Source organism: Actinomycetospora callitridis (genome assembly GCF_028737265.1).
GTDB classification, from domain to species: Bacteria; Actinomycetota; Actinomycetes; order Mycobacteriales; family Pseudonocardiaceae; genus Actinomycetospora; species Actinomycetospora callitridis.
On the sequence record NZ_JAQZAK010000002.1, the window covers coordinates 1020938 to 1044619 of the forward strand.

Annotated in this window: 21 protein-coding genes; 11 read left to right on the forward strand and 10 right to left on the reverse strand. The window is 74.8% G+C overall.

Features of this window, described 5'->3' with window-relative positions; translation table 11 throughout:
• Positions 1-42 precede the first annotated feature (42 nt).
• From PH191_RS10855 to PH191_RS10885, 7 genes are read left to right on the forward strand one after another with little or no spacing between them, the layout of a single operon-like run.
• A complete protein-coding gene (locus tag PH191_RS10855) occupies positions 43-2049 on the forward strand; it encodes an acetyl/propionyl/methylcrotonyl-CoA carboxylase subunit alpha (RefSeq protein WP_274194572.1) in 2007 nt (668 codons plus the stop codon).
• Positions 2046-3782: an acyclic terpene utilization AtuA family protein gene (locus tag PH191_RS10860; protein WP_274194573.1), complete on the forward strand. Its 1737-nt coding sequence runs from the start codon at positions 2046-2048 to the stop codon at positions 3780-3782. The genes PH191_RS10855 and PH191_RS10860 overlap by 4 nt, the downstream gene beginning before the upstream one ends.
• Complete coding sequence (locus PH191_RS10865) at positions 3779-4795, forward strand: TIGR03617 family F420-dependent LLM class oxidoreductase (RefSeq protein WP_274194574.1); 1017 nt, start codon at positions 3779-3781, stop codon at positions 4793-4795. Before PH191_RS10860 ends, PH191_RS10865 begins: the two co-directional genes overlap by 4 nt.
• Positions 4792-6306, forward strand: coding sequence for a class I adenylate-forming enzyme family protein (locus PH191_RS10870; protein ID WP_274194575.1), 1515 nt, complete (start codon positions 4792-4794; stop codon positions 6304-6306). Before PH191_RS10865 ends, PH191_RS10870 begins: the two co-directional genes overlap by 4 nt.
• 1 nt (position 6307) lies before the next feature.
• Positions 6308-7450 (forward strand): acyl-CoA dehydrogenase family protein, encoded by a 1143-nt coding sequence (locus PH191_RS10875; RefSeq protein WP_274194576.1) that lies wholly within the window; start codon positions 6308-6310, stop codon positions 7448-7450.
• A 49-nt stretch (positions 7451-7499) separates the two neighbouring features.
• A complete protein-coding gene (locus PH191_RS10880; RefSeq protein WP_274194577.1) occupies positions 7500-7982 on the forward strand; it encodes a GNAT family N-acetyltransferase in 483 nt (160 codons plus the stop codon).
• 21 nt (positions 7983-8003) lie between these two features.
• Positions 8004-8405, forward strand: coding sequence for a hypothetical protein (locus PH191_RS10885; RefSeq protein WP_274194578.1), 402 nt, complete (start codon positions 8004-8006; stop codon positions 8403-8405).
• A 6-nt stretch (positions 8406-8411) separates the two neighbouring features.
• Here the strand turns inward: PH191_RS10885 and PH191_RS10890 are convergent, their stop codons facing one another.
• Positions 8412-8645: a hypothetical protein gene (locus PH191_RS10890; protein WP_274194579.1), complete on the reverse strand. Its 234-nt coding sequence runs from the start codon at positions 8643-8645 to the stop codon at positions 8412-8414.
• Positions 8646-8816: 171 nt separating this feature from the next.
• Here PH191_RS10890 and PH191_RS10895 point away from each other — a divergent pair, with 171 nt between their 5' ends.
• Genes PH191_RS10895 through PH191_RS10905 form a run of 3 tightly spaced genes read left to right on the forward strand, consistent with a single transcriptional unit; the run spans position 8817 to position 11304 of the window.
• A complete protein-coding gene (locus PH191_RS10895) occupies positions 8817-9452 on the forward strand; it encodes a hypothetical protein (protein ID WP_274194580.1) in 636 nt (211 codons plus the stop codon).
• A 38-nt stretch (positions 9453-9490) separates the two neighbouring features.
• A complete protein-coding gene (locus PH191_RS10900) occupies positions 9491-10804 on the forward strand; it encodes an O-acetylhomoserine aminocarboxypropyltransferase/cysteine synthase family protein (protein WP_274194581.1) in 1314 nt (437 codons plus the stop codon).
• Positions 10801-11304 (forward strand): CoA-binding protein, encoded by a 504-nt coding sequence (locus PH191_RS10905; RefSeq protein WP_274194582.1) that lies wholly within the window; start codon positions 10801-10803, stop codon positions 11302-11304. The genes PH191_RS10900 and PH191_RS10905 overlap by 4 nt, the downstream gene beginning before the upstream one ends.
• On the opposite strand, the gene PH191_RS10910 is transcribed toward PH191_RS10905, so the two are convergent.
• The 9 genes from PH191_RS10910 to PH191_RS10950 form a co-directional block, all read right to left on the reverse strand.
• Entirely contained in the window at positions 11305-11706 is a 402-nt protein-coding gene (locus PH191_RS10910; RefSeq protein WP_274194583.1) for a hypothetical protein, read from the reverse strand.
• Positions 11707-11762: 56 nt separating this feature from the next.
• Entirely contained in the window at positions 11763-13364 is a 1602-nt protein-coding gene (locus tag PH191_RS10915; RefSeq protein ID WP_274194584.1) for an Hsp70 family protein, read from the reverse strand.
• Positions 13361-13750 (reverse strand): hypothetical protein, encoded by a 390-nt coding sequence (locus PH191_RS10920; protein WP_274194585.1) that lies wholly within the window; start codon positions 13748-13750, stop codon positions 13361-13363. Before PH191_RS10920 ends, PH191_RS10915 begins: the two co-directional genes overlap by 4 nt.
• Positions 13747-15597, reverse strand: coding sequence for a dynamin family protein (locus tag PH191_RS10925; RefSeq protein ID WP_274194586.1), 1851 nt, complete (start codon positions 15595-15597; stop codon positions 13747-13749). The genes PH191_RS10920 and PH191_RS10925 overlap by 4 nt, the downstream gene beginning before the upstream one ends.
• Complete coding sequence (gene grpE / locus PH191_RS10930; protein ID WP_274194587.1) at positions 15594-15920, reverse strand: nucleotide exchange factor GrpE; 327 nt, start codon at positions 15918-15920, stop codon at positions 15594-15596. The genes PH191_RS10925 and grpE overlap by 4 nt, the downstream gene beginning before the upstream one ends.
• A gap of 20 nt (positions 15921-15940) precedes the next feature.
• Positions 15941-16282: a hypothetical protein gene (locus PH191_RS10935; RefSeq protein ID WP_274194588.1), complete on the reverse strand. Its 342-nt coding sequence runs from the start codon at positions 16280-16282 to the stop codon at positions 15941-15943.
• Between the two features lie 107 nt (positions 16283-16389).
• Positions 16390-17196 carry a serine/threonine-protein kinase gene (locus tag PH191_RS10940; RefSeq protein ID WP_274194589.1) on the reverse strand — a complete coding sequence of 269 codons (807 nt, stop codon included), beginning with the start codon at positions 17194-17196 and terminating at the stop codon, positions 16390-16392.
• A 117-nt stretch (positions 17197-17313) separates the two neighbouring features.
• Complete coding sequence (locus tag PH191_RS10945; protein ID WP_274194590.1) at positions 17314-18816, reverse strand: dynamin family protein; 1503 nt, start codon at positions 18814-18816, stop codon at positions 17314-17316.
• A gap of 24 nt (positions 18817-18840) precedes the next feature.
• Positions 18841-19401, reverse strand: a complete 561-nt coding sequence (locus PH191_RS10950; RefSeq protein WP_274194591.1) for an RNA polymerase sigma factor — start codon at positions 19399-19401, stop codon at positions 18841-18843.
• 227 nt (positions 19402-19628) lie between these two features.
• On the opposite strand from PH191_RS10950, the gene hrpA reads away from it, so the two are divergent.
• Positions 19629-23651: an ATP-dependent RNA helicase HrpA gene (hrpA, locus tag PH191_RS10955; protein WP_274194592.1), complete on the forward strand. Its 4023-nt coding sequence runs from the start codon at positions 19629-19631 to the stop codon at positions 23649-23651.
• Positions 23652-23682: the final 31 nt, after the last annotated feature.

Consider the following 23682-nt stretch of genomic DNA (forward strand, 5'->3'; position numbering starts at 1 on the left):
TTGCACTCAACGCCAGGAAATCCACATCCTCGAGGTGCGCCGGTGATCAGCACGCTGCTCGTGGCCAACCGCGGGGAGATCGCGCGCCGGGTGATCCGCGGCGCCCGGACGCTCGGCATCCGCACGGTCGCGATCTACTCCGAACCCGACGCCGACGCACCGCACGTCGCCGAGGCCGACCGGGCCGTGGCGCTGCGGGGCTCGACGGCGACCGAGACCTACCTCGACGTCGCCCAGGTCCTCGCCGCGGCGCGGGCGACGGGCGCCGACGCCGTGCACCCGGGCTACGGCTTCCTGTCGGAGAACGCCTCGTTCGCCCGCGCGTGCGCCGACTCCGGGTTGACGTGGGTGGGTCCGGGCCCGGCGTCGATCGAGGCGATGGGCGTCAAGCACACCGCCAAGGCCCTGGCTCGCGAGGCGGGCGTGCCGACGCTGCCGGATGCGCTGCTGGACTCGGACGATCCCGACGACTGGGCGCGCGCCGCGGAGGGCGTCGGGTTCCCGTTGCTGGTCAAGGCCTCGGCGGGCGGTGGCGGCAGCGGGATGCGCGAGGTCCGGGCCGCGTCGGAGTTGCCCGACGCCGTCCGCTCCGCCCGCGCCGAGGCCGCCCGCAGCTTCGGTGACGACACCGTGTTCCTCGAGCGCCTGCTCGACGCGCCCCGACACATCGAGATCCAGGTCGTCGGCGACGCGCACGGCCACGTCGTCCACCTCGGCGAGCGTGAGTGCTCGATCCAGCGTCGGCACCAGAAGGTCGTCGAGGAGGCGCCGTCGCCCGCCGTGTCGCCGGAGCTGCGCGCACGGATGGGCAGCACGGCCGTCGCGCTCGCGGAGAAGCTCGGCTACGTGGGCGTCGGGACCGTCGAGTTCCTCGTCGACGATGCGGATTTCCACGCACCCAGTGCAAGCGAGGACGCAGGGCTTGCACTCCCCGGCTACTACTTCCTCGAGATGAACACCCGGCTGCAGGTCGAGCACCCGGTCACCGAGGAGGTCTACGGCGTCGATCTGGTCGCCCTCCAGCTCGCGATCGCCGACGGGGAGCCGCTGCCCTTCACTCAGGACGACGTGCGGCCCCGGGGACACGCGGTCGAGGTCCGGCTCTACGCCGAGGACCCCGCCCAGGACGACCGCCCCGCGCCCGGCACCCTCCACCGCTACGCGCATGATCAGACCCTCCGCTGGGAGGACGCGCTCGGCGCCAGCGGCGAGATCAGCGCCTTCTACGACCCGATGATCGCCAAGGTCATCGCCCACGCCCTCACCCGGGCCGCCGCCGCGCGGCGGCTCGCCGCCGGTCTCGCGCAGGCGGAGATCCACGGGCCGCCGACCAACCGCGACCTGCTGGTCGCCGTCCTGCGCGACGCCGACTTCCTCGCCGGCGCCACGCGCACCGACTTCCTCGACCGCCACCCCCACCTGCGCACCCCGGCGCCCGCGACCCCGCCCGTCGTGCACCTCGCTGCCGCCGTCGCCTGCACCAGCGCGGCGCGCCGAGAGCACGACCCCCGCGCCCACCTCGCCCCGCCCGGCTGGCGCACCCTGCGCGGCGCGCCCCGTCCGACCGTGCACTGGGCCGGACCGGACGGCGAGGTCGCGGTGAGGTCCACGATCCGCCCGGACGCGATCGCGCTGGACGTCGACGGCGTCGAGCACATCCTCGACCTCCGGGACCTCACCGCGGGGTCGGTCCGCCTGACCCACGACGGCGTCGAGTACCGCTGCCGCGTCGCCCAGCACGACGGGACCGCGTACGTCGACGACACCGAGGGCCACGGCGCCTGGCGGGAGCTGCCGCGCCTGCCCGCCCCCGACGCCGCGGCGGGCGGGGCAGGGCCGGTCAGCGAGGTCCCGGGCACGGTCGTCGAGGTCCTCGTCCGCGAGGGCGAGCAGGTCGTCGCCGGCCAGAAGCTCGTCGTCCTCGAGGCCATGAAGATGGAGCACCCCGCGCTCGCCGCCGCCGACGGGATCGTCGAGACCGTGCACGTCGCGGTCGGCCAGTACGTCGAGGCGCACGCCACGCTCGTCACGCTGGGAGCGCCCGGATGATCGCGATCGCCAACGTCTCCGGCTTCTACGGCGACCGCCTCGCCGCGGCCCGCGAGATCGTCGACGCGCACAGGGAGGGCCGCGTCCACGTCGACGTCCTCACCGGCGACTGGCTCGCCGAGCTGACGATGGGGCTGCTCGCCAAGCAGCGCGAGCGCGGCGCCGGGGGCTGGGCGACGACGTTCGTGCGCCAGATGCGCGACGTGCTCGCCGACTGCCTCGACGCCGGCATCCTCGTCGTCGCCAACGCCGGCGGGCTCGACCCGGCCGGGTGCGCTGCGGAGATCGCCGCGATCGACGAGCGCGCGAAGGTCGCCTGGGTGGGCGGGGACGACGTCACCGAGCAGGTCCGCGCCCTGCCGCCCGAACACACGGCGCACCTCGACACCGGCGAGCCGCTGCCGGACACGCCGGTCGTCGCCAACGCCTACCTCGGGTGCCGCGGGATCGTGGCCGCGCTCGAGGCCGGCGCGAACGTCGTCGTCACGGGCCGGGTGACCGACGCGGCCGTCGTCGTCGGCCCCGCCGCGTGGCACCACGGCTGGGGTGTCGACGACCTCGACGCGCTCGCCGGCGCCGTCGCCGCCGGGCACGTCATCGAGTGCGGAGCCCAGGCCACCGGAGGCAACTTCTCCTTCGCCGCCGAGCTCGACGGCACCGAGCACGTGGGCCTACCCGTCGCGGAGATCGAGGCCGACGGGTCCGCGGTGCTCACCAAGGCCGCCGGGACGGGCGGCGCCGTGACCGTCGAGACCGTCACCGCCCAGCTGCTCTACGAGGTCGACGGCTCGCGCTACCTGACCCCGGACGTCGTCGCCCGCCTCGACACGATCACGCTGACCCAGGAGGCCCCCGACCGCGTCCGCCTCGCCGGCACCCGCGGCGAACCGCCGCCCGACACCGTCAAGGTCGGCGCCGTCGTGCCCGCCGGGTGGCACAACGAGATGACGTTCGTGCTCACCGGCCTCGACGTCGAGGCGAAGGCCGAGCACGCGCTCGCCGCGCTGTGGGCCGGGGTGCCGGGGGGTCGCAAGGCCTACGACCGCGTCGAGACCCGCCTGCTGCGCGCCGACCGGCCCGATCCCGCGCGGATGACCGAGGCGGTCTCCCTGCTCACGGTCGCCGTCGCGGGGTCGAAGGAGGCCGTCGGGCGGCTGTCCCGGGCGGCCGTCGAGACCGCGCTCGCGGGCTACCCCGGCTTCTTCGCCACCGCCCCGCCCGGCCCCGGCAGCGCCGCGAACGTGTTCTGGCCGATCCTGCTGCCGGCCGCCGACCTGCCCCAGCTCGTGGGCCTCGCCGACCGGACGTGGACGGTGCTCCCGCCCGCGGTCGAGGCGAGCGAATGGGGAGTTCCGGCGCCTAGAAGCAGCGAACAGCGCGTTCGCTCCGACAGCCCGACCACCCGCGCCCCGCTCGGGCGGCTCGTCGGCGCGCGGTCGGGCGACAAGGGCGGCAACGCGACGCTCGGGCTGTGGGCGCGGGACGACGCGGGGTACGCGTGGCTGCGCGCCTGGTGGGACGACGAGCACGTCGCCGACCTGCTCGGCGAGGACGCCGCGGGGTGCGCGCTGCGCCGCTGGGAGTTCCCCCTGCTCCGGGCGGTCGGCGTCACCGTCGTCGGCTTCCTCGGGCGCGGGGTGGCCGACAACCTCGCGCTCGACGCACAGGCCAAGGGGCTCGGCGAGTTCGTCCGGGCCCGCCACGTGGACATCCCTGAGGAGCTGCTGCGATGAAGGTCGACGCCACCGTGGTCACCGGCGGGCTGGGCGACTTCGCCGACGACGCCGTCACCGCGGAGAAGGCCGGGTACGACGCGGTCTGGGCCTCGGAGACCCAGCACGACCCCGCCGTCATGATCACCCTGGCCGCCACCCGCACCGAGGCGGTCACCCTCGGCACCGCGATCACCGTCGCGTTCGCCCGGACCCCCATGACGACGGCGATGACCGCCAACGACCTGCACCTCGTCACCGGCGGGCGGTACGCGCTGGGGCTCGGGACGCAGATCAAGCCGCACGTCACCAAGCGGTTCTCGATGCCGTGGTCGGAGCCCGCGCGCCGGATGCACGAGTACATCCGCGCCGTCCGCGCGATCTGGGACGCCTGGGCCACCGGCGAGCGCCTGGACTTCCGCGGCGACTTCTACACGCACACACTCATGACGCCGTTCTTCTCGCCCGGGCCCAACGCGTTCGGCAACCCGCCGATCCACCTCGCCGGCGTCGGCCCGCGGATGACGGCGGTGGCGGGCGAGGTCGCCGACGGCTTCATGGCGCACGCGTTCTCCACCGAGCGCTACCTGCATGAGGTGACGCTGCCGGCGCTGCACCAGGGCTTCGAGAAGGCGGGGCGCGACGGCCGCGGCTTCGAGTTCTCCGCGACCGCGCTCATCGCCACCGGCAACACCGAGGAGGAGTTCGAGGAGTCGATCCGCGACGTCCGCCGCCAGGTCGCGTTCTACGGCTCGACCCCGGCGTACCACCCGGTGCTCGAGCTGCACGGCTGGGGCGACCTCGCCCGCGAGCTCAACACGCTCTCGAAGCGGGGCGAGTGGGAGGCGATGGGCGAGGCGGTCGATGACGAGGTCCTGCACACCATCGCGATCGTCGCCGAGCCCGACGAGGTCGGGCCCGCCCTGGAGCGGCGCTTCGGCGGCGTCGCCCAGCGGATCCCGCTCTACGCGCCGCGCGGGTCGCAGACCGACCGCTGGGGCCCGGCCCTGGCGCACCTGCAGGCGCTCCCGTGAGCCTCCCCGGCCTCCTGCGCACCGCCGCCCGGGAGCGCCCGGACGCGGTGTTCCTCCGCGAGGCACCCGGGACGATCACCCTGTGGGAGCTCGACGAGCACGCCGACCGGCTCGCGGCCGGGCTCGCGGCGCGCGGCGTCGGGCCCGGCGACCGGGTCGCGGTCGCGCTGCCGAACGGCGCGGCGTGGATCGGCCTGCTGTTCGCGACGACCCGCCTCGGCGCCGTGCTCGTCACCCTCAACGTCCGTTACCGGGGCAGCGAGCTCGAGCACATGCTCGCCGACTCCGGCGCGCGCGTCGTGGTCACGGTGCCCGAGGCCGGCGGGACCGACCTCGTCGCCCTCTACGCCGAGCTCGAACCGGCGCTGCCCGACCTCGAGCACGTCGTGGTCGACGTCGACGAGCTACTCGGGGACGGGCCGAGGGAGACCCGCGGTGACGACGCCGACCCCGGCGACCCCGCCGTCATCCTGTACACGTCCGGCACCACCGGGACGCCGAAGGGCGCGGTGCTCACCCACGGCAGCCTGCTCGCGTCGGCGCGCGCCGAGGCGGAGCACCTCGGTCTCGGACCGGACGACCGGTTCCTCGCGACGATGCCGTTCACGCACGTCGGCGGCCTGACGTGCACGTTGTTGTCGGCCCTCGTCGCCGGGAGCGAGGTCGTGCTCACCCCGGGGTTCTCGCCCGCTGGCGCGCTGCGGGACGTCGTCGAGCACGCGGTGACGGTCTTCGCCGGGGTCCCGACGATGTGGACGCTGCTGCTGCGCGAGCTCGGCCCGGACGCCACGCTCCCGTCGCTGCGCTACGCCGTGGCCGGCGGCTCCAACGTCGAGCCCGCCCTGTGCACCGCGATCACCACGGCCGCGCCGCACGCCCGCGTCGTCAACCTCTACGGGCTCTCCGAGACCTCCGGCGCCGCGGTGATGTCGGCGCTCGACGACGACGCCGACACCGTCGCGAGCACCCTCGGCGTGCCGCTGGCCGGGATCGAGGCCCGGATCGTCGACCCGGTCGGGGGGACCGACGCCCCGGGAGACGGGGCGGAGGGCGAACTGTGGCTGCGCGGCGCGCCCGTCGCCGCCGGTTACTGGCACCGCGAGGAGCCGACGACGTTCCGCCCCGGGGGCTGGCTGGCCACGGGTGACGTCGTGGCCCGCGTCGGCGGCGACCACCTGGCGCTGCGGGGGCGGCTCAAGGAGATGTTCATCAGCGGCGGCTACAACGTCTATCCCGTCGAGGTCGAGAACGTGCTCGGCGCCCACCCGGGGGTCGCGATGGTGGCCGGCGTCGGGGCGCCCGACGACACCCACGGCGAGGTCGGGCACTTCTTCGTCGTCCGCACGCCCGGCAGCGACGTCACCGCCGACGAGCTCGTCGCCCTCGCCGCGGGCCGGCTGGCGAACTACAAGGTCCCGAGGGTCGTCGAGTTCGTCGACGACCTGCCGCTCACCCCCGCCGGGAAGATCCAGAAGGCTGTCCTGCGACAGCGTGTCCAGAAGGGGACCTGAGATGGTCGCGTTCACCGAGGAGCACCAGGCGTTCCGCAAGACGGTGCGGACGTTCGTCGAGCGGGAGATCGACCCGTACGTCGACGGGTGGGAGCGCGACGGGCGGATGCCGACGCACGAGCTGTTCGCCAAGCTCGGCGACCTCGGCTTCCTGGGCCTCGAGTACGACCCCGCGTACGGCGGCGGGGGCGCGGACCACCTGTTCGCGGTGGTGCTCGCCGAGGAGATCGGGCGCTGCGACGCCGCCGGCGTCGGGATGGCGATCGCCGTGCAGACGGACATGGCGACCCCGTCGCTGCACCGCTTCGGCACCGAGGAGCTCAAGCAGCGCTACCTCGTCCCGGCGATCCGCGGCGAGATGGTCAGCGCGATCGCGGTGACCGAGCCCGACGCCGGCTCGGACGTCGCCGGGCTGAAGACCCGCGCGGTCCGGGACGGCGACCAGTGGGTGATCCACGGGTCGAAGCTCTACATCACCAACGGGGTGGAGGCCGACTGGCTCTGCCTGCTCGCCCGGACCTCCGACGAGGGCGGCGCGCGCGGCATCAGCCAGATCGTCGTCCCGACGTCCACGCCGGGCGTGAGCGTGTCCCGCAAGCTCGACAAGCTCGGCAACCGCTGCTCGGACACCGCGGAGCTGGCGTTCGACGGGGCGAAGGTCCCGGTCGACCACACCATCGGCGAGGTCGGGCGCGGCTTCCAGCAGCAGATGTCGCAGTTCCAGAACGAGCGGATGGTCGCCTGCTACGGACGGGTCGGCGCCTGCGAGCGGGCGCTGGACCGCACCGCCGCCTACCTGCGTCAGCGCGAGGCGTTCGGCGGGCCGTTGATCAAGAACCAGTACCTGAGCTACCAGCTCGCCGAGCTCTACGCCCGTCTCGACATGTGCCGGCACTACAACTACGCCTGCGCCGAGGCCTTCATGCGCGGCGAGGACACCTCGCGCTTCGCGACGATCGCCAAGCTCGCGATCGGTCGGCTCTGCGAGGACGTCGCCCGCACCTGCCTGCAGTACCACGGGGGCCTGGGCTACATGGAGGAGACGTGGACCGCGCGCTTCCTGCGCGACATGCGGATCACGTCGATCGGCGGCGGCGCCGACGAGGTCATGCTCCAGGTCATCGCGAAGATGCACGGCATGTGAGACCCCTCCGTGAGTGAAATTCCCGGCTATAGCCGAGAACATCACTCACATGGGGATCGAGGTCGTGCCGCTGAGCGCCGAGCAGGCGGTGACGCTGCTGACGGAGCCGGAGGAGTTCGCCGGGCGCTTCGGGCTCACGCTCGTCGACGGCTTCCTCGCCTTCCCCGAAGCGCTCGAACCGACCGTCGAGGCGCTCGAGGGCGGGATCGCGCCCGCGTGGTTCGCGCACCTGATCGTCGAGGGCACGCAGGTCGTGGGCCTCGGCGGCTACACGGGGCCGCCGGTGGACGGCGTCATCGAGATCGGCTACTCCGTCGCGCCCTCGTGCCAGGGCCGGGGGATCGCGACCGCCGCCGTCGGCCGGTGGCTCGAGCACGCCGCGCGGGCCGGGGTGCGGCGCGTCGTCGCCCACACCCTGCCCGCGGAGAACGCCTCGAGCGCGGTGCTGCGCCGCAACGGCTTCGTCCGCGACGGGATCACCGTCGACCCGGACGAGGGCACCGTGTGGTGCTGGGCCTGGCATCCGGCCTGATCCCCACTACGGTGGCCGACCGTGACCCCGCCCACCCCCGTGCAGCGCTCCTTCCAGCTGTGGATCGCCGCGGTCGTCGTCGGCGTCGTCGGCAGCGCGCTCTCGCTCGCGACCGCCACGGCGGCGCCGAGCCCGCTGGCCGCGACCGGCAGCGTCGTCGGCGTCGTCATCGGCCTGCTCTTCCTCGGCGTCGTCGTCTACCTCGCCCTGCGGCTGCGGGCGGGCGACCACTGGGCCCGCCTGGCCCTGACGATCCTGGGCGGCATCTCCGCGGTCTTCACCGTGCTCGGTGTGCTGCTCACCGCGGGCCTCGGGGTCAGCATCGGGGCCGTGTCGACGATCGTCAGCCTCGTCCAGGCCGCCCTCATCGTCGCCGCGATCCTCTTCGCCTTCCAGGGCCCGGCCAACGCCTACTTCCGCTGACGGCCCTCAGACGTGGTCGACCGTCGACGCGCCCTGTGACGCGGAGGCGCAGTGGGCGCAGCAGAAGAAGCGGCCGTCGACCTGGTGGCCGTGTCCGAGGATCGTGACGCCGCAGTGCTCGCAGCGCGGGGCCATCGTGTGGATCGCGCACTCGAAGCTGTCGAAGGTGTGCGAGACACCCTGCGCGCGCACCTCGAAGGCCATCTCGTAGTCGTTCCCGCAGCTCTCGCAGACGGCCATGACGGTCCTCCTCGCGTCGTGCGGCGGCGCGGGCGCGCCGACCGAGGCCGACGGATGCCCGACGAGCCCGCCCGACAACCCGTGGGACGTGAGTACTCCCGCCTGGCGGCGCGGAGGAATGAGTAATCGACTCCTCTGTCCGGGTCATCGACGTCGACCTACGTTCGGGCCATGGGCGCGCCGGGGGGACCGTTCGATCCGTGGGACGACGAGCCGCCGTCGGGCCCGCCGGGCTCCGGGCCGCGCGGACCTCATGACGCCCGCGGGCGGCCCCCCTCGGAGTTCGGCTCGGAGTTCGGCTCGGAGTTCGGCGAGGAGTTCCCCCGGCCCCGACGGCGACGGGGTGGCCCGCCGGAGCCCGGGCCTCTGCCCGGTGGACAGCCCGGTCCGCGTGCGCTCCCCCGCGGTGAGGGCCCGTTCGGGCTGCTCCCGCCGGGCCTCGGCGTCGGTGCGCCGGTCGGCGCCTCCGACCCCGCCCGGCGCGCGTTCCGGCTCGCGGTCGCGATGATCGCGGCGGACGCCGTCCGGCGGCTCGTCACGACGACCGGCGGCGGCGAGCTCGTCGTCACGCTCCTCGTCCTCGTGGTCGGGGGGTTCGTGGCCCTGCACTTCCGCGGCGGGGCGGCGTGGGCGCAGCTCGCCCTCACCGTCCTCGCCGGGCTCGTGATGCTCTCGACCGTCTTGGCGCTGCCCGACGCCGTCGCGCTCCTGACCCCCTCGCCGGCATCCGGGCTCGTCGCTCTCGTGGCCAGCGCGGTGGTCCTCGGCTGCGGCGTCGGGACACTGAAGAACGCGTGGAGCACCTGAGCCCGGCCGTCGCGGCCCCGCTGCGGTAGAACGGCGGGGTGGCCACCGACCGTCCCTGGGGATTCCGCACGCGCGCGGTGCACGCGGGCGCCGTGCCCGACGCCGCGACCGGCGCCCGCGCCGTGCCCATCTACCAGTCCACGAGCTTCGTCTTCGAGGACACCGCCGACGCCGCGAACCTGTTCGCGCTGCAGAAGTACGGCAACATCTACAGCCGCATCGCGAACCCGACGGTCGCCGCGCTCGAGGAGCGCCTGGCCAGCCTCGAGGGCGCGCTCGGCGCCGTGGCCACCAGCTCGGGGCAGGCCGCAGAATTCCTGACGTTCGCGACGCTCGCGGGCGCCGGCGACCACATCGTCGCCGCCGCCGCGCTCTACGGCGGCACGGTCACCCAGCTCGACGTGACGCTGCGCCGCTTCGGGGTCGACACGACGTTCGTGCCCGGCGACGACCCCGACGCGTTCCGCGCGGCGATCACCGACCGCACCCGCTGCGTGTTCGCGGAGATCGTCGCGAACCCCTCGGGCGAGGTCACCGACGTCGCCGCCCTGGCCGAGGTCGCCCACGAGCGCGGCCTGCCGCTGATCATCGACGCCACGATGGCCACGCCGTACCTGTGCCGGCCCATGGAGCACGGGGCCGACATCGTCATCCACTCGGCGACGAAGTTCCTCGGCGGACACGGCACGACCCTCGGCGGGGTGATCCTCGAGTCGGGGCGCTTCGACTGGGGCAACGGCCACTTCCCGCAGATGACCGACCCGATCCCGTCGTACGGCGGGCTGACGTGGTGGGGCAACTTCCAGGAGTACGGCTTCCTGACCAAGATTCGTTCCGAGCAGCTGCGCGACGTCGGCGCCACGCTGAGCGCCCACTCGGCGTTCCTGCTGCTGCAGGGCATCGAGACGCTGCCCCAGCGCATGGACTGCCACGTCGCCAACGCGCAGCGGGTCGCGGAGTGGCTGGAGGCCGACGAGCGGGTGGCGTGGGTCAGCTACGCCGGCCTGCCGGGCCACCCCCACCACGAGCGGGCGAAGCACTACCTGCCGCAGGGCCCGGGCGCGGTGTTCAGCTTCGGGGTCCGCGGCGCCGACGAGGACGCCGCGCGCGCCGCGGGCCGGCGGTTCATCGAGTCGGTGCAGCTCTGCAGCCACCTCGCCAACATCGGCGACGCCCGCACGCTCGTGCTGCACCCCGCGTCGACCACCCACCAGCAGCTGACCGCCGACCAGCTGCGCGAGGGCGGCGTCCGGCCCGACCTCATCCGCATCAGTGTCGGGATCGAGGACGCCGACGACATCCTCTGGGACCTCGACCAGGCCCTGACCGAGGCGACGAAGGAGGGCGCGTGAGCACCTGGACCCCGCCGTCCGCGCAGGAGCGCCAGGCGATCCTGCGCCGGACCCGGAGCGTCGCGATGGTCGGGGCCTCGCCGAACCCGGCGCGCGCCTCGAACTTCGTCGCGACCTACCTGCTCGGCTCCACCGGCTTCGACGTCTACTTCGTCAACCCGAACGCGAGTGAGATCCTCGGCCGGCCGGTGTACCCGTCGTTGGACGCGCTGCCGGTGACGCCCGACCTCGTCGACGTGTTCCGCCGGCCCGAGGACCTGCCCGACGTCCTCGACGCGACCATCGCGGCGACTCGTCCCGTCGCTTCGCTCGCCCGGGAAGGGGCCTCGACGTTCTGGACGCAGTTCGGGCTCTACGACGAGGAGCTGGCCGAGCGCGGCGTCGAGGCCGGGCTGACCGTGGTCATGGACCGTTGCCTCAAGGTCGAGCACGCGCGCTTCCACGGCGGGCTGCACCTCGCAGGCTTCGACACCGGGGTGATCAGGGCGCGCAAGCGCTGATCAGCGCCGGGCGTGCGCCGAGCCGCCCGTGAACGACCAGGCGGCGACGACCACGGCGCCGACGGTGAGGACCATCGCGCCGGGGACGTGCGCGGAGATCGGCCCGTTGCTGCCGAGGTAGGCCTGCACGAAGGTCAGCGCGAACACCACCAGGGCGAGCACCGCGGGCCACAGCGGCGCTCCACCGCGCCACACCAGCACCGCGACGATCATGGTGAGCCCGGACAGGACGTGCAGCACGATGGCGCCGGTGGCGTGGGTGTCCGCGGACTGGGACCCCTCGACCAGCGGGCCGGCGGTGACGAACTGCCACAGCAGCGCCAGGACCGTGAGCGTCGCGACGACGCGCAGCGCGGTGAGCAGGGCGGGCGTCGTGGCACGGCCCGTGGCGGTGTGGGACACGCTTCCTCCGTGGTGGTGGGGGTGCGCCTACTCGACCACGTGGGGCCCGCTCGCGCTCACCACGCGGCGAGACGCTCCGCGACTCCGTCCAGCCGGGTGAGGCACTGACCCAGCGCGCCCAGCTCGCCGCGTCCCTCGCGCAGGACCTGCAGCGCGATCTCGGGCGGCAGCCCCGGGAACGGGCTGAAGCGCGTGCCGATCGCGACGCCGAGGCCGTCGAGGGCGACGAGGAGCGGCCGGCGCGCGGCGGCCGCGGTCCGGCCCGCCCGGACGGTCGGGGCGGACGCGCCGACGAGGTCGGCCACCCCGGCCGCCTCGGCGATCGCCGCGATCTCGCGGGCGATCTCGCGCGCGGCGGCGTCGTCGGGGGACGGTGACGGCGGGGTCGCGTGCCGGCCGCCCTCGGTCGGTCCGCTCGCCGGGCGGGGGACCCTCGCGGTGGCCTCGGCCGGCGCGGGCGGGACGGGGAAGCCCGACGGGGTCAGTGGCGGGGTCGGTGCTGCGGGGGGCTGGGCCGCGAACCCGCCGGGTCGGTGCGGGCGGTGCGACGGGAGCCGGACGTGCATCGTCGCGCTCACGGACCCCGGGACGGTGGCGAGCGCCCCCAGCGCGACGACGGCCTTGGGGTCGTCGCGCATGCCGGGGACGTGCCCGAGCAGCTCGGCCAGCAGTGCGCTGATCCGCGGGGTCCGGCTCGTGCTCCCGGTGAGGTAGACGTCGACGAGCGCGTCCGGCGTGGTCCCGGCGCGGGCGATCGTGTCGGTCAGCTCCTCGACGCTGCGGGCGAGCAGGGGCTCGACGGCGCGTTCGTACTCGCGGCGCGTCACGCGGATCTCGTCGTCGTAGCCCGGCACCCACAGGTTGACCGCGGGCAGCCGCGAGAGCGCCTCCTTGGCCTGGGTGACGTCGCGGCGCAGCAGCGTGCGGTGCCGCTCGGCGACCCGGCCGGTGGCCTCCCACAGCTCGTTCCAGGCGTCGGGGTCGAGCGCCTCGGCGTGCTCGGCGAGGATCTCCATGAACGTCGCGTCGAGGTCCTCGCCGCCCAGCGCGACGTCCCCGCCCGGCGAGCCGGCCAGCTCGAAGCCGTCGCGGCGGCGGCGCAGGACGGCGGTGTCGAAGGTGCCGCCGCCGAAGTCGTAGACGCCGATCATCCCGCCGTCGGGCACCGGGTCGCCGCTGCGCACGTAGTGGTGCGCGGCCGCCACGGGCTCCGCGACGAGGTCGGGCTCGCCGAGCCCCGCGCGCTCCGCGGCCTCGGTGAGCCGGCGCAGCTCCGGGCCGCCCGCCTGCCAGCGGGCCGGGTGGGTGAGCAGCACGCGACCGGGCCGCCGACCGGAGAACCGGCGCGTCGCCTCGCCCGCGACCCGGGCCAGGACGGCCGCGACGAGGTCGACGGTGGCGATCGTGCGCCCGCCGAGGAGCACCTGCTCCGAGGCGACCAGCGCCCGCTTGGGTACGCGCTCCGTGCGCTCCGGGGCCATCACGGCCTCGTTGACCGCGTCGCGGCCGACCAGGATCGTGCCGTCCTCGTCGACGCACACCAACGACGGGACGTACTTCGAGCCGTCGATCTCGAGGACCTCGGTGCGCCCGTCGGCGAGCGTCGCGGTGGTGGTGAACGAGGTCCCGAAGTCGACCGCGAGGTCCCAGCCGTTCACACCCAGCCGCCGTCCCAGCCGCCGTCGTCGTGCGGCGCGGGGTCGTGGACCGCCGGGTCGTCCCCGGGGTCGCCGGGGTCGTGCTCGTCCACCACGTCCGCCGCGGGGTCGTCGACGGGGTCGTCGGCCGGGTCCTCGGGAGACGCGGCCCCGGCGTCGACCTCCCCGTCCCCGTCCCCGGGCACGTCACCCACCACGACCGCGAGCATGTGCTCCCAGACGGAGTCGGGCAGCTCGGCGTCGTCGACCGCGAGCGAGGTGGTCAGCAGGCTGTGGTCGTCGGACGAGAGCACGGTGTCCGGGTCGGTGTCGGGGTAGCGCGACATGTCCAGCCATGCGCCCTGGCCCCCGGCGTCCTGCTGGCCCCCCTCCTGCGACACGGTCACGACGACTCCTCTCGGTCGGCGGGCAGCCGCGTCGCGAGCTGCTCGGCGGTCTCCCTCAGTGCGTTGCGGCGGCGCAGGCGGGCCTCGACCTCGGCCTTGCGGCGGGCCACGGCGCTCTTCTCGCTCGCCAGGTTCTTCTCGTGCTCGGCGAGGCTCGCGGTGAGCCGTTCCTTCTCCGCGGTCAGCGCCTCGGTGATCTGGCGCCCCAGCACCTCGCGGGCCCCGGCCACCGCCTGCGAGACCACCGGGGGAATCTCGTTGTTCAGCCGGGTCGCGACCTCGCCGAGGTAGCGACGGGCGTCCTCGCGGCTGCGGGCGCCGCGCTCCTTGCTCCAGCGTCGCCAGCTGAAGAAGCCGACCGCGCCGACGCCGGCCAGGATGCCGATCGGCGGCGCGACCACGAGGGCCACGAGGTGCCCGAGGCCCATGCCGAGGCCCGCGGCCATGATCCCCTGCTCGGCGAAGCTCGTGCTGCCCGCGCCGCGGGCGGCCTCGGGCAGCTGGGCCAGGCGCTCGGGCGCGTCCGGCACCACCCCGGTGACGTCGAGCTCGACGCCCTCGAGGTCGGCGAGCAGGGCCTGCCCGAGCGCGGTGAGCTCGCGGCGCAGCAGTGTGTCGAGCTCGATCCACAGCGCCTGCGCGCGCGGCGGCAGGTCGGTGCCGACCTCGTCGAAGATCCTGTTGTTGCCGACGGCGATGCGGTCGCCGACCTCCTTGCGCAGGTCCTCGAGGCGCCGGTTGAGCTCGGTGCGCATCCGCTGCTCGAGGCGGGCCGAACGCTCCCCGAGCGTCTGGCGCCATGTCGCGTTCTGCCCCTGCAGCGCCGTGAGCGCCGCCTTCTCACCCTTCACCAGCTCGGCGAACTCCGGGCTCGGCGAGAGCGACAGCGCCCGCCGCACCTGCAGGGCGGACAGACGCTTCACCGTCGCCGACGCCTGGTGCAGCAGGTTCGCGAGTCGCAGGCCGTCGGCACCCTCGGCGAGGCCGGCGAGGTGCGCCGAGAGCGGGTCGATCCCGCTCGCGGCGCGCTCCTGCGCCGCCTCCTCGAGCTCGCCGTCGGCCTCGGCGGCGAGGGCGTCGGCGACGGCACGGCTCGAGACCCCGAACCACGGGGCGTCGGCGTAGCGGGGCGCGTGGTGGGCGATGAGCTCGATGTCCCGGGCGCGCACCGCCTCCCAGGACGGGAACTGGTCGATCTTGGTGATGGCGAAGACCACGGTCGCGATGCGCTCGGTGGCGCGCTCGAGGAAGGCGAGCTCGGAGGCGGTGATCTCGCTCGACCCGTCGAGGACGAACACCAGCGCGTCGGCGCGGTTCAGCGTCGCGAGGGTCAGCGCGGCGTGGCCGGCGACGAGACCGCCGACCCCGGGGGTGTCGATCAGCTCGAGACCGCCCTCGAGCAGCGGGGCGGGCACGCGGACCTGGACCTGGCTGACGTCCTCGTGCTCCGGGGCGCGGGCGCCGGGGTCGAGCGCGGCGTACTCGGCGATGGCGTCGAGCCCCACCTCGCGGCCCTCGGGGCCGCCGCCGAGCACCACGGTCGCGCCGTCCGGGCCGTGGCTCACGACGATGTGCACGCAGGTGGCGACGTCGGCGTCGACGGGCAGCAGGCCCGGGCGCCCGATCAGCGCGTTGATGAGCGAGCTCTTGCCGCGCTTCTTCTCCCCGACGACGACCACCGCGGCGTTCCCGGCCTGAACGCGGGCGACATCGGCGTCGAGCGCCTCGGCGGCGCCGGCCTCGTCGTCCTCAACCGCGGTTGCGCGGACGTCGGCCACCAGCGCGAGGACCTCGTCGGTCAGCGGGTGGCGGCCCCGCGTCGTCGTCGCGGGTGGCTGGATGGTCATCGGTGGTCTCCGGAGCTGGTCTCCCAGGCGTACACCACGACCTCCGGGCGGCGCAGGACGCTGCCGTGGTCGAGGTAGCCGGTGCGTGCGGTGCTCGCGACCGTGCGGTCGCGGGCGGGGTCGGTGGTCGGTTCGCGGCCGACGGCGTCGTGGTGGGCCCCGTCGAAGGGCGCGCCGTCGGGTTCGAGCGGGGTGACCCCCACGTCGGCGAGGCCGCGGTGCAGCCGGTCCCGGAGCCCGGGTCCGGCGGAGCGCAGCCGGTCGGCGAGGTCGAGGCAGAGCAGGACCAGCGCCGCGCGTTCGTCGTCGAGGGACACCGTCATGACCGTCGTCCCTGGGCCGCTCAGAAGCCGGCGGGGTCGTGGGCGGTGGAGTCCGCGGTGCCGTCGCGGTCGGTGTCGACCGCCGCGGTGTCGAAGTCGCCGTCGCCGTCGGTGTCCACGACCATCGTGTCGTAGTAGCCGTCGCCGTCGGTGTCCACGACGCCGGTCTCGAACGTCCCGTTGTGATCGGTGTCGGTGACCGTCGTGTCGAGGACGCCGTCGCCGTCGGTGTCGCTCGAGACCGCGTCGACGTTGCCCGCGGCGTCGGTCTCGTAGGTGCCGATCATGGTGCCGGAGGCGTCGTACACGCCGCCGTCGGCGCTGAAGTACATGTCGCCGGAGGCCCCGGTCGTCCCGCTCATCGTGTCCGCCCTCGCCCTCGAGGCCCGCCGCCGTGGTGGACCGCTCGTCCCTGTGACGGCGCGGGCCCACCCGGATGTTCCGGCGACGGCCGACTTTCTCCGGTTTCCTACGCGAGCGCGGACCGGGCCGCGGCCGCGAGCGTGCCGACGGTCGCCGTGCGCTCGCCCGGCGTCTTGGCCAGCGCGCTCGCGACGACCGCGTCGAACCCCGACGGGACGTCCGGGCGCTGTTCCGACGGCCGCGGGATCGGGCTCTCCAGGTGCCCCCGCATCCGCTCGGGCAGGCTCCGGCCGGGGTAGGGCCGGGCGCCGGTGAGGCAGGTGAAGAGCACGCAGCCGAGGGCGTAGACGTCCTCGCGGTGGTCGGTGGCGCCGCCGCGGAAGCGTTCGGGTGCTGTGTGGTCCAGCGAGAGGCCGTTGCGGGACACGAGCCCGAAGTCGCCGACGCGGACCTCGGCCGCGGAGGCGTCGGTGAACAGCACGTTCGACGGCTTGACGTTGCGGTGCGCGAGCCCGCGCGCGTGGGCGGCGGCCAGCGCGGCCGCGACCTGCTCGACGACGGCCACCGCCCGCTCCGGGGCGAGGACCTCCTCGCGGGCCAGCACCGCGCCGAGATCCGGGCCGGCGAGCAGGGGCGTCGCGACGAAGAGGCGGCCGCCCGCCTCGCCGTGGTCGAGCACCGGCAGGACGTGGGGCTCGCGCAGCGTGCGGACGGTGCCGCAGGCCCGGTCGAAGCGGGCGCGGAACTCCCGCTCGGCGGTGTCGGGCGCGAGGAGCTTGAGGGCGACGACGCGGTCGCGGGCGGTGTCGTGCGCGCGCACCACCTCGCCGGAACGGCCCCGGTGGACGACGTCGGACAGCACGTAGGGCCCGAGGGCGGACCGCGGAGGGCCGGCACGCGGCGGCACGCCCACGACGACCTCCTCCCGGGACCCGGCGATCACCGGCTCTCCGATCGAGCCTGCCAGGTCGGAGGCTCGTGTGTGCTATCCGCCGAAGCGACGACCCGTCCCCCTATCGGCGTGCTGAGCTCATCTCAGTCGCGCGACGGGCAGGTCGCCGGCGGGGGACGGGCCGGCGAACAGGATGTGCTCGCACATCTCGCGGGCGGTGCGGGCGTGACGCTGCAGCACCCGCGACGGGCGGGCCTCGAGCGCACGCCACGCCGGGATCTGGGCGGTGGCCGCGGCGACCACGGCCTCGCGGTCGGCGCCGGGGTCGAGCCCGAGACGCCGGGCGTCGTCGCTGCCGGTGGCGAGGTCCCGCAGGCGGGCGACGTGTTCGTCGGCGAGGCGCATCCGCCCGGCCTCGAGGTCGACCAGCGCGGCGGCCAGGTCCACCTGGCGCAGGGCGGGCTCGAGACGCAGCCGGTCGAGCTCGGACTGGAGGGAGAGCAGGCTGCGGCGGTCGACCTCGTCGGTGGCGTCCCACCCGAGGTGCTCGAGGGCCGCGATGCCCGCGCTCGCGCGCAGCCGGTCGGCGCCCGCGACGAACACGGTGTCGATGCGCTCGAGCACCGTCTCGATCCCCGAGCGCCGCGCGAACCCCTCGAGCAGCGCCGGCGTCGCGCGCCGGCCCTCGTCGAGCAGCTCGAGGCCGACCCGGATGCCGTGCAGGCCGAGCAGCTCGAGCAGCCGCTCGCGGTCCCCGACGTCCACCGGGGCGTCGTCCCAGCCGCGGAAGCGCTGCACCGTGCGCAGCGCGCGGGTGGTCCGCCCGCGGTCGCCGTCGGCGAGGGAGCGCAGGAGCCGGGCGTCGGCCTCGCCGAAGTCCGGCCCCCGGGCGGTCTCGGCCAGCAGCCCGGCCACGGGGACGACGTCGGAGAGCACGGCGCGGAGCTCGCGGGCGTAGCGCTGCGCCACCCGGTGCGCGGTCGGCCAGGGGTCGTCCTCGCCGGACAGGGTGTCGATGCGGCTGAGGACGCCGATCATGTTCGCCGCGCCGAGGCGCAGGCCGCCGGTCCAGCCGCGCACCGCGTCGATCGCCTCGACGTCACGCTCGCCGGGGTGCGGCATGAGGTAGACGACGGCGTCGGCGTCGCCGAGGGCACCCAGCGAGTCCGGGTCGAGCCTGCTCAGCGAGTCGGTGCCCGGGGTGTCGACGATCGTGTGGCGGCTCAGCGCGTCGTTGGGCGTCTCGACGGTGAGGTGGGCGATCCCGGCGACGTCGGAGCCCGCCCCGGCGACCGTCGCGCCGACGCCGCCCCCGGGGGCGAGCGGCAGCAGCCGGTCGGTGCCGTCGCGGTGGTGCACGCGCAGGCGCGCCTGGTGGGAGTGCCGGAACCACGTGACGAGCCGCGTCGTCTCGGTGGCCCCGGTGGCCGCGAGCCGCTCCTGGAGCAGGGCGTTGACCAGCGTCGACTTCCCCGCGTTCATCCGGCCGCCGACGGCCACGCGGATGCTCGGCTCCCCGAGGCGCGCGACGAGCCCGTCGAGACGCTCGCGCAGCTCCGGGGTACGCAGCCGGTCGCGGGTGCGGGTGCAGACCGCGATGAGGCGGGAGGTGACCGGGCCGACCGGCCCCGACTCGGTCATGCCGTCCTCGTCATGCGGCACTCGTCATGCGGTCCGGGCGGCGGGACGGTCGGTGAGCAGCTCGACGAGGGCCTGGCGACCGCGGGACAGCTGGGACTTGACGGTGTCGATCGGGATCTCGCGCAGCTCCGCGATCTCGGCGTAGGTGAGGTCGCACAGCTCGCGGAGCACCACGACGGCACGGTACTGCGGGGGCAGCTGGGCCAGGGCGCGGTCGACGTCCATCCGGGCGACGACGGCGCCGTCGGCGCCCCGGTGCGGCGTCGGCTCGGGCATCGACCCGGCCTCGGTCGGCTCGGGGGTGCGCTTGCGCCTGCGGACCTCGTCGATCGCGGCGTTCGTGGCCACCCGGTAGAGCCAGGTGCCGACCGCGGAGCGGCCGTCGAACTCGCCGAGGCGCTTCCAGGCCAGGAGCATCGTCTCCTGGAGCGCCTCCTGGGCGTCCTGGTCGTGGCAGGTGACGCGCCGGCAGACCGCGTAGAGCCGGGGCCGGTGACGGGTCATGAGCTCGGCGAAGGCGGCCTGGTCGCCGCCCGCGGCGAGCACCACCAGCTCGGTGTCCGCCCGCCCGTCCGACACGCTCACCGACCCCTCCCGCTCTGATCACCAACGGTGACCACGACGTCGTGCTGCCGCCGCCAGACGTTACTGTCCGTCGACCACGCCTGCCATCGCGATCACTCCAACAGCCTAATGATGGTTTCGTTGCGTGACCAGACGGGTCGGGAACACCGGCGCGGCCCCGCGCGCTGACAATGGGGACAGGGCCGTCTCGTGCCCGGATCCCCACCGCCCGCAGGAGGAGTCCCGCCGTGCCCGCCGCGACCGACAGGCAGACCGACGTCGGCGGCGACCTCGCCGCGCGCGTCGCCGCCCTCGGTACTGCGGACGCCCACCGGTTGCAGCGCCGCCTGCAGGGCGCCGGCCGGATCGACGACGACGGGCGCCGCGAGAACACGCTGGCGACCATCGGCCGCGACGTCGCCGCCGCCGAGGCGCGCCTCGAGCGCCGCCGGGCGTCGGTCCCCGCCGTCTCCTACCCCGACGAGCTGCCGATCAGCGGGCGCGTCGACGACATCCGCGCGGCCCTCGAGGCCCACCAGGTGGTCGTCGTGGCCGGCGAGACCGGCTCCGGCAAGACCACGCAGCTGCCGAAGATGGCGCTCGAGATGGGCCGCGGCGTGCTCGGCACGATCGGCCACACCCAGCCCCGGCGGATCGCGGCGCGCACGGTGGCCGAACGCGTCGCCGAGGAGCTCGGCACCACCGGCACCGACACCGTCGGCTACCAGGTCCGCTTCACCAGCCGCGCGAGCGAGGACACGCTGGTCAAGCTCATGACCGACGGCATCCTGCTCGCCGAGATCCAGCAGGACCGGATGCTGCGCCGGTACGACACGCTGATCATCGACGAGGCCCACGAGCGCAGCCTCAACATCGACTTCCTGCTCGGCTACCTCGCCCAGCTGCTCCCGCGCCGCCCGGACCTCAAGGTCATCATCACCTCGGCGACGATCGACCCGGAACGCTTCTCGCGCCACTTCGGCGACGCCCCGATCATCGAGGTCTCCGGGCGCACCTACCCCGTCGAGGTCCGGTACCGGCCCCTGGTCGACCCGGACGACCCCGCAGGCGACCAGCGCGACCAGGTCGACGGCATCGTCGACGCCGTCGACGAGCTCCGCCGGGAAGGTCCGTCGGGCGACGTGCTCGTCTTCCTGTCCGGTGAGCGGGAGATCCGCGACGCGGCCGACGCCCTGCGCGAGCACGCAGCCCAGGCCCACGTCGAGGACCTCGACGTCCTCCCCCTCTACGCCCGCCTGTCCTCCGCCGAGCAGCACCGCGTCTTCGAGCCCTCGTCGGGTGGCCGACGACGGGTCGTGCTCGCGACGAACGTCGCGGAGACGTCGCTGACCGTGCCGGGCATCCGCTACGTCGTCGACCCCGGCCTCGCGCGCATCTCGCGGTACTCGCGGCGGACCAAGGTGCAGCGGCTGCCGATCGAGCCGATCTCGCAGGCGTCGGCCACCCAGCGCGCCGGGCGCTGCGGGCGCGTCGCCGACGGCATCTGCATCCGCCTCTACGCCGAGGACGACTTCGACGCGCGCCCGGAGTTCACCGACCCGGAGATCCAGCGCACGAACCTCGCGTCGGTGATCCTGCAGATGGCCGGCGCGAAGCTCGGGCCGGTCGAGGAGTTCCCGTTCGTCGACCCGCCCGAGCGGCTCGCGGTACGCGACGGCGTGCGACTGCTGACCGAGCTGGGGGCGCTCGTCGACGGCGACGCGACGCGGCTGTCGGAGACCGGGCGACGGCTGGCGCGGCTGCCCGTCGACCCCCGCATCGGACGCATGGTGCTCGAGGCCGACAAGCTGGGCTGCCTGCACGAGGTCACGGTCATCGCGGCCGGCCTCTCCGCGCAGGACCCTCGCGAGCGGCCGGCCGACAAGACCGACGAGGCCGACACCGCGCACGCCCGGTTCACCGACCCGCGCTCGGACTTCCTGTCCTGGGTGCACCTCTGGGAGCACGTGCGCTCGGGGCGCCGCGAGCTCTCGTCCAACCAGTTCCGCAAGCGCTGCGGGGCCGAGTTCCTCAACTTCCTGCGCATCCGTGAGTGGCAGGACCTCGCGGCGCAGATCCGCCAGCTCGGCGACGAGCTGGGGCTCACCCGCAACGAGCCGGGTGCCGAGCTGACCAAGGACCTCGCGGACCGCGTCCACCAGGCCCTGCTCACCGGCCTGCTCTCCCAGATCGGCCTGGCGCAGGAGCCGCCGAAGGACCCGAAGACCGGGAAGCCGCGGCGTCGGGCGCTCATCGAGTACGAGGGCTCGCGCGGCGCCCGGTTCGCGATCTGGCCGGGATCGACCGTGGCGAAGCGCCCGCCGACGATGGTCATGGCGGCCGAGCTGGTCGAGACCTCCCGGCTGTGGGCGCGCACGGTGGCGGGCGTGGACCCGGCGTGGGTCGAGGCCGCGGCGGGCGAGCTCGTCACCCGCACGTACTCCGAGCCGCGCTGGTCGAAGCGGCGCGGCAGCGCCGTGGCCACCGAGCGCGTGTCGCTGTTCGGCGTCCCGCTCGCCATGGACCGCACCGTCGACTACGGGCGCATCGACCCCGAGGTGGCCCGCGAGCTCTTCGTGCGCCACGCGCTGGTCGAGGGCGACTGGAACACCCGGCACGCGTTCGTCACCCGCAACCGTGAGCGCCTCGAGCAGGTCGCCGAGATGGAGCGCCGCGCCCGCCGCGAGCTGGTCGTCGACGACGACACGACCTACGCGTTCTACGACGCGCGCGTGCCCGCCGACGTCGTCTCGGTGCGGCACTTCGACCGCTGGTGGCAGAAGGCCGCCCGCCGCGAGCCGCACCTGCTCGACCTCGACGAGGCGACGCTGCTGGCCGGCGAGGCCCCCAGCACCGAGCAGTACCCGGACACCTGGAACGCGGGCGGGCTGACCCTGCCGCTGTCCTACGCCTTCGAGCCCGGCGCCGAGACCGACGGCGTCACCGTCAGCGTGCCGCTCGCGGTGCTCGGGCAGGTCCGCGCCGAGGACCTCGCGTGGCAGGTCCCGGGGCTGCGCGACGAGATGCTCACCTCGCTGGTGCGCTCGCTGCCCAAGAACCTGCGTCGCTCGCTGGTGCCCGCGCCGGACACCGCCCGCGCGCTCGCGGCCCGGCTGGCCCACGACGGCCGGCCCGCCGCCGACGAGCCCCTGCTGCCGGCCCTGTCCGACGCGGTCCGCCGGCTCTCGGGCCTCACCATCCCCACCGACGCGTGGAACGTCGCGGGCCTCCCGTCGCACCTGCGGCTGACGTTCCGGGTGGTCGGCGACTCAGACGAGCACGCCGATAGGGGGGTGACGATCGACGAGGGCCCGGACCTGGGCGCCCTGCGCCGCCGGCACGCCGCCCAGACCCGCGCCGCCGTCGCCGCGGTCGCCGACGGGGTCGAGCGCCGCGGGGTCACCTCGTTCGCCGAGATCGGGACGCTGCCCCGCACCCGCGAGCAGCAGCGCCCCGGCGGCACGGTGACCGCACACCTCGCCCTGGTCGACCGCGGGGACGCGGTGGACGTGCGGGTGTTCGACTCCGCGCTGGAGGCCCGCGACGCGATGCGCGCCGGCACCCGGCGGCTGCTGCGGCTCGCGTTGTCCTCACCGGCGAAGTCGCTGGTGCGCTCGCTCGACAACAGGGCCGTGCTGCGCCTGCGGGGTGCGATGGCCACCGGCGGCTACCGGGACGTCGCGGCGCTGGCCGAGGACTGCGTGGACGCGGCGATCGACGCCCTCGTCGCCACCGGCGGCGGGCCGGCGTGGGACCCCGAGTCGTTCGAGGCCCTGCGCGCCCACGTCGCCGCGCGGCTGCCGGCCGCGGCCGCCGAGGTGCTCTCGCGGGCGGAGTCCGTGCTCGGCGAGGCCGGGCCGGTGGAGCTGGCGATCGACCAGCTCGGCGCACGGTCGGTCGGGCACGCCCTCGACGACGTGCGCGAGCAGCTGCGGACCCTGGTGGGCGACCGGTTCGTCGCGCGCACGCCGGTGGCGCGCCTGCCCGACGTCGTGCGCTACCTGCGGGCCGCGCGCCGGCGCCTCGAGAAGCTCCCGACCGCCCCGCGGCGGGACGCCGAGGCCACCGAGGAGATCCACCGCGCCGAGGCGGCCTACCGCGCGCAGCGGACCCGGGCCGCCGCCGAGCCGCGCACCTTCGACCGCGACGCCTACGACGCGATCGGCTGGATGCTCCAGGAGCTGCGGGTGAGCCTGTTCGCCCAGGACGTCGGCACCGCCGGCCCCGTGTCCGAGCAGCGCATCACGAAGGCGCTGGCCAAGCTCACGTGAGTGAAGTTCCCGGCCATAACCGGGAACATCG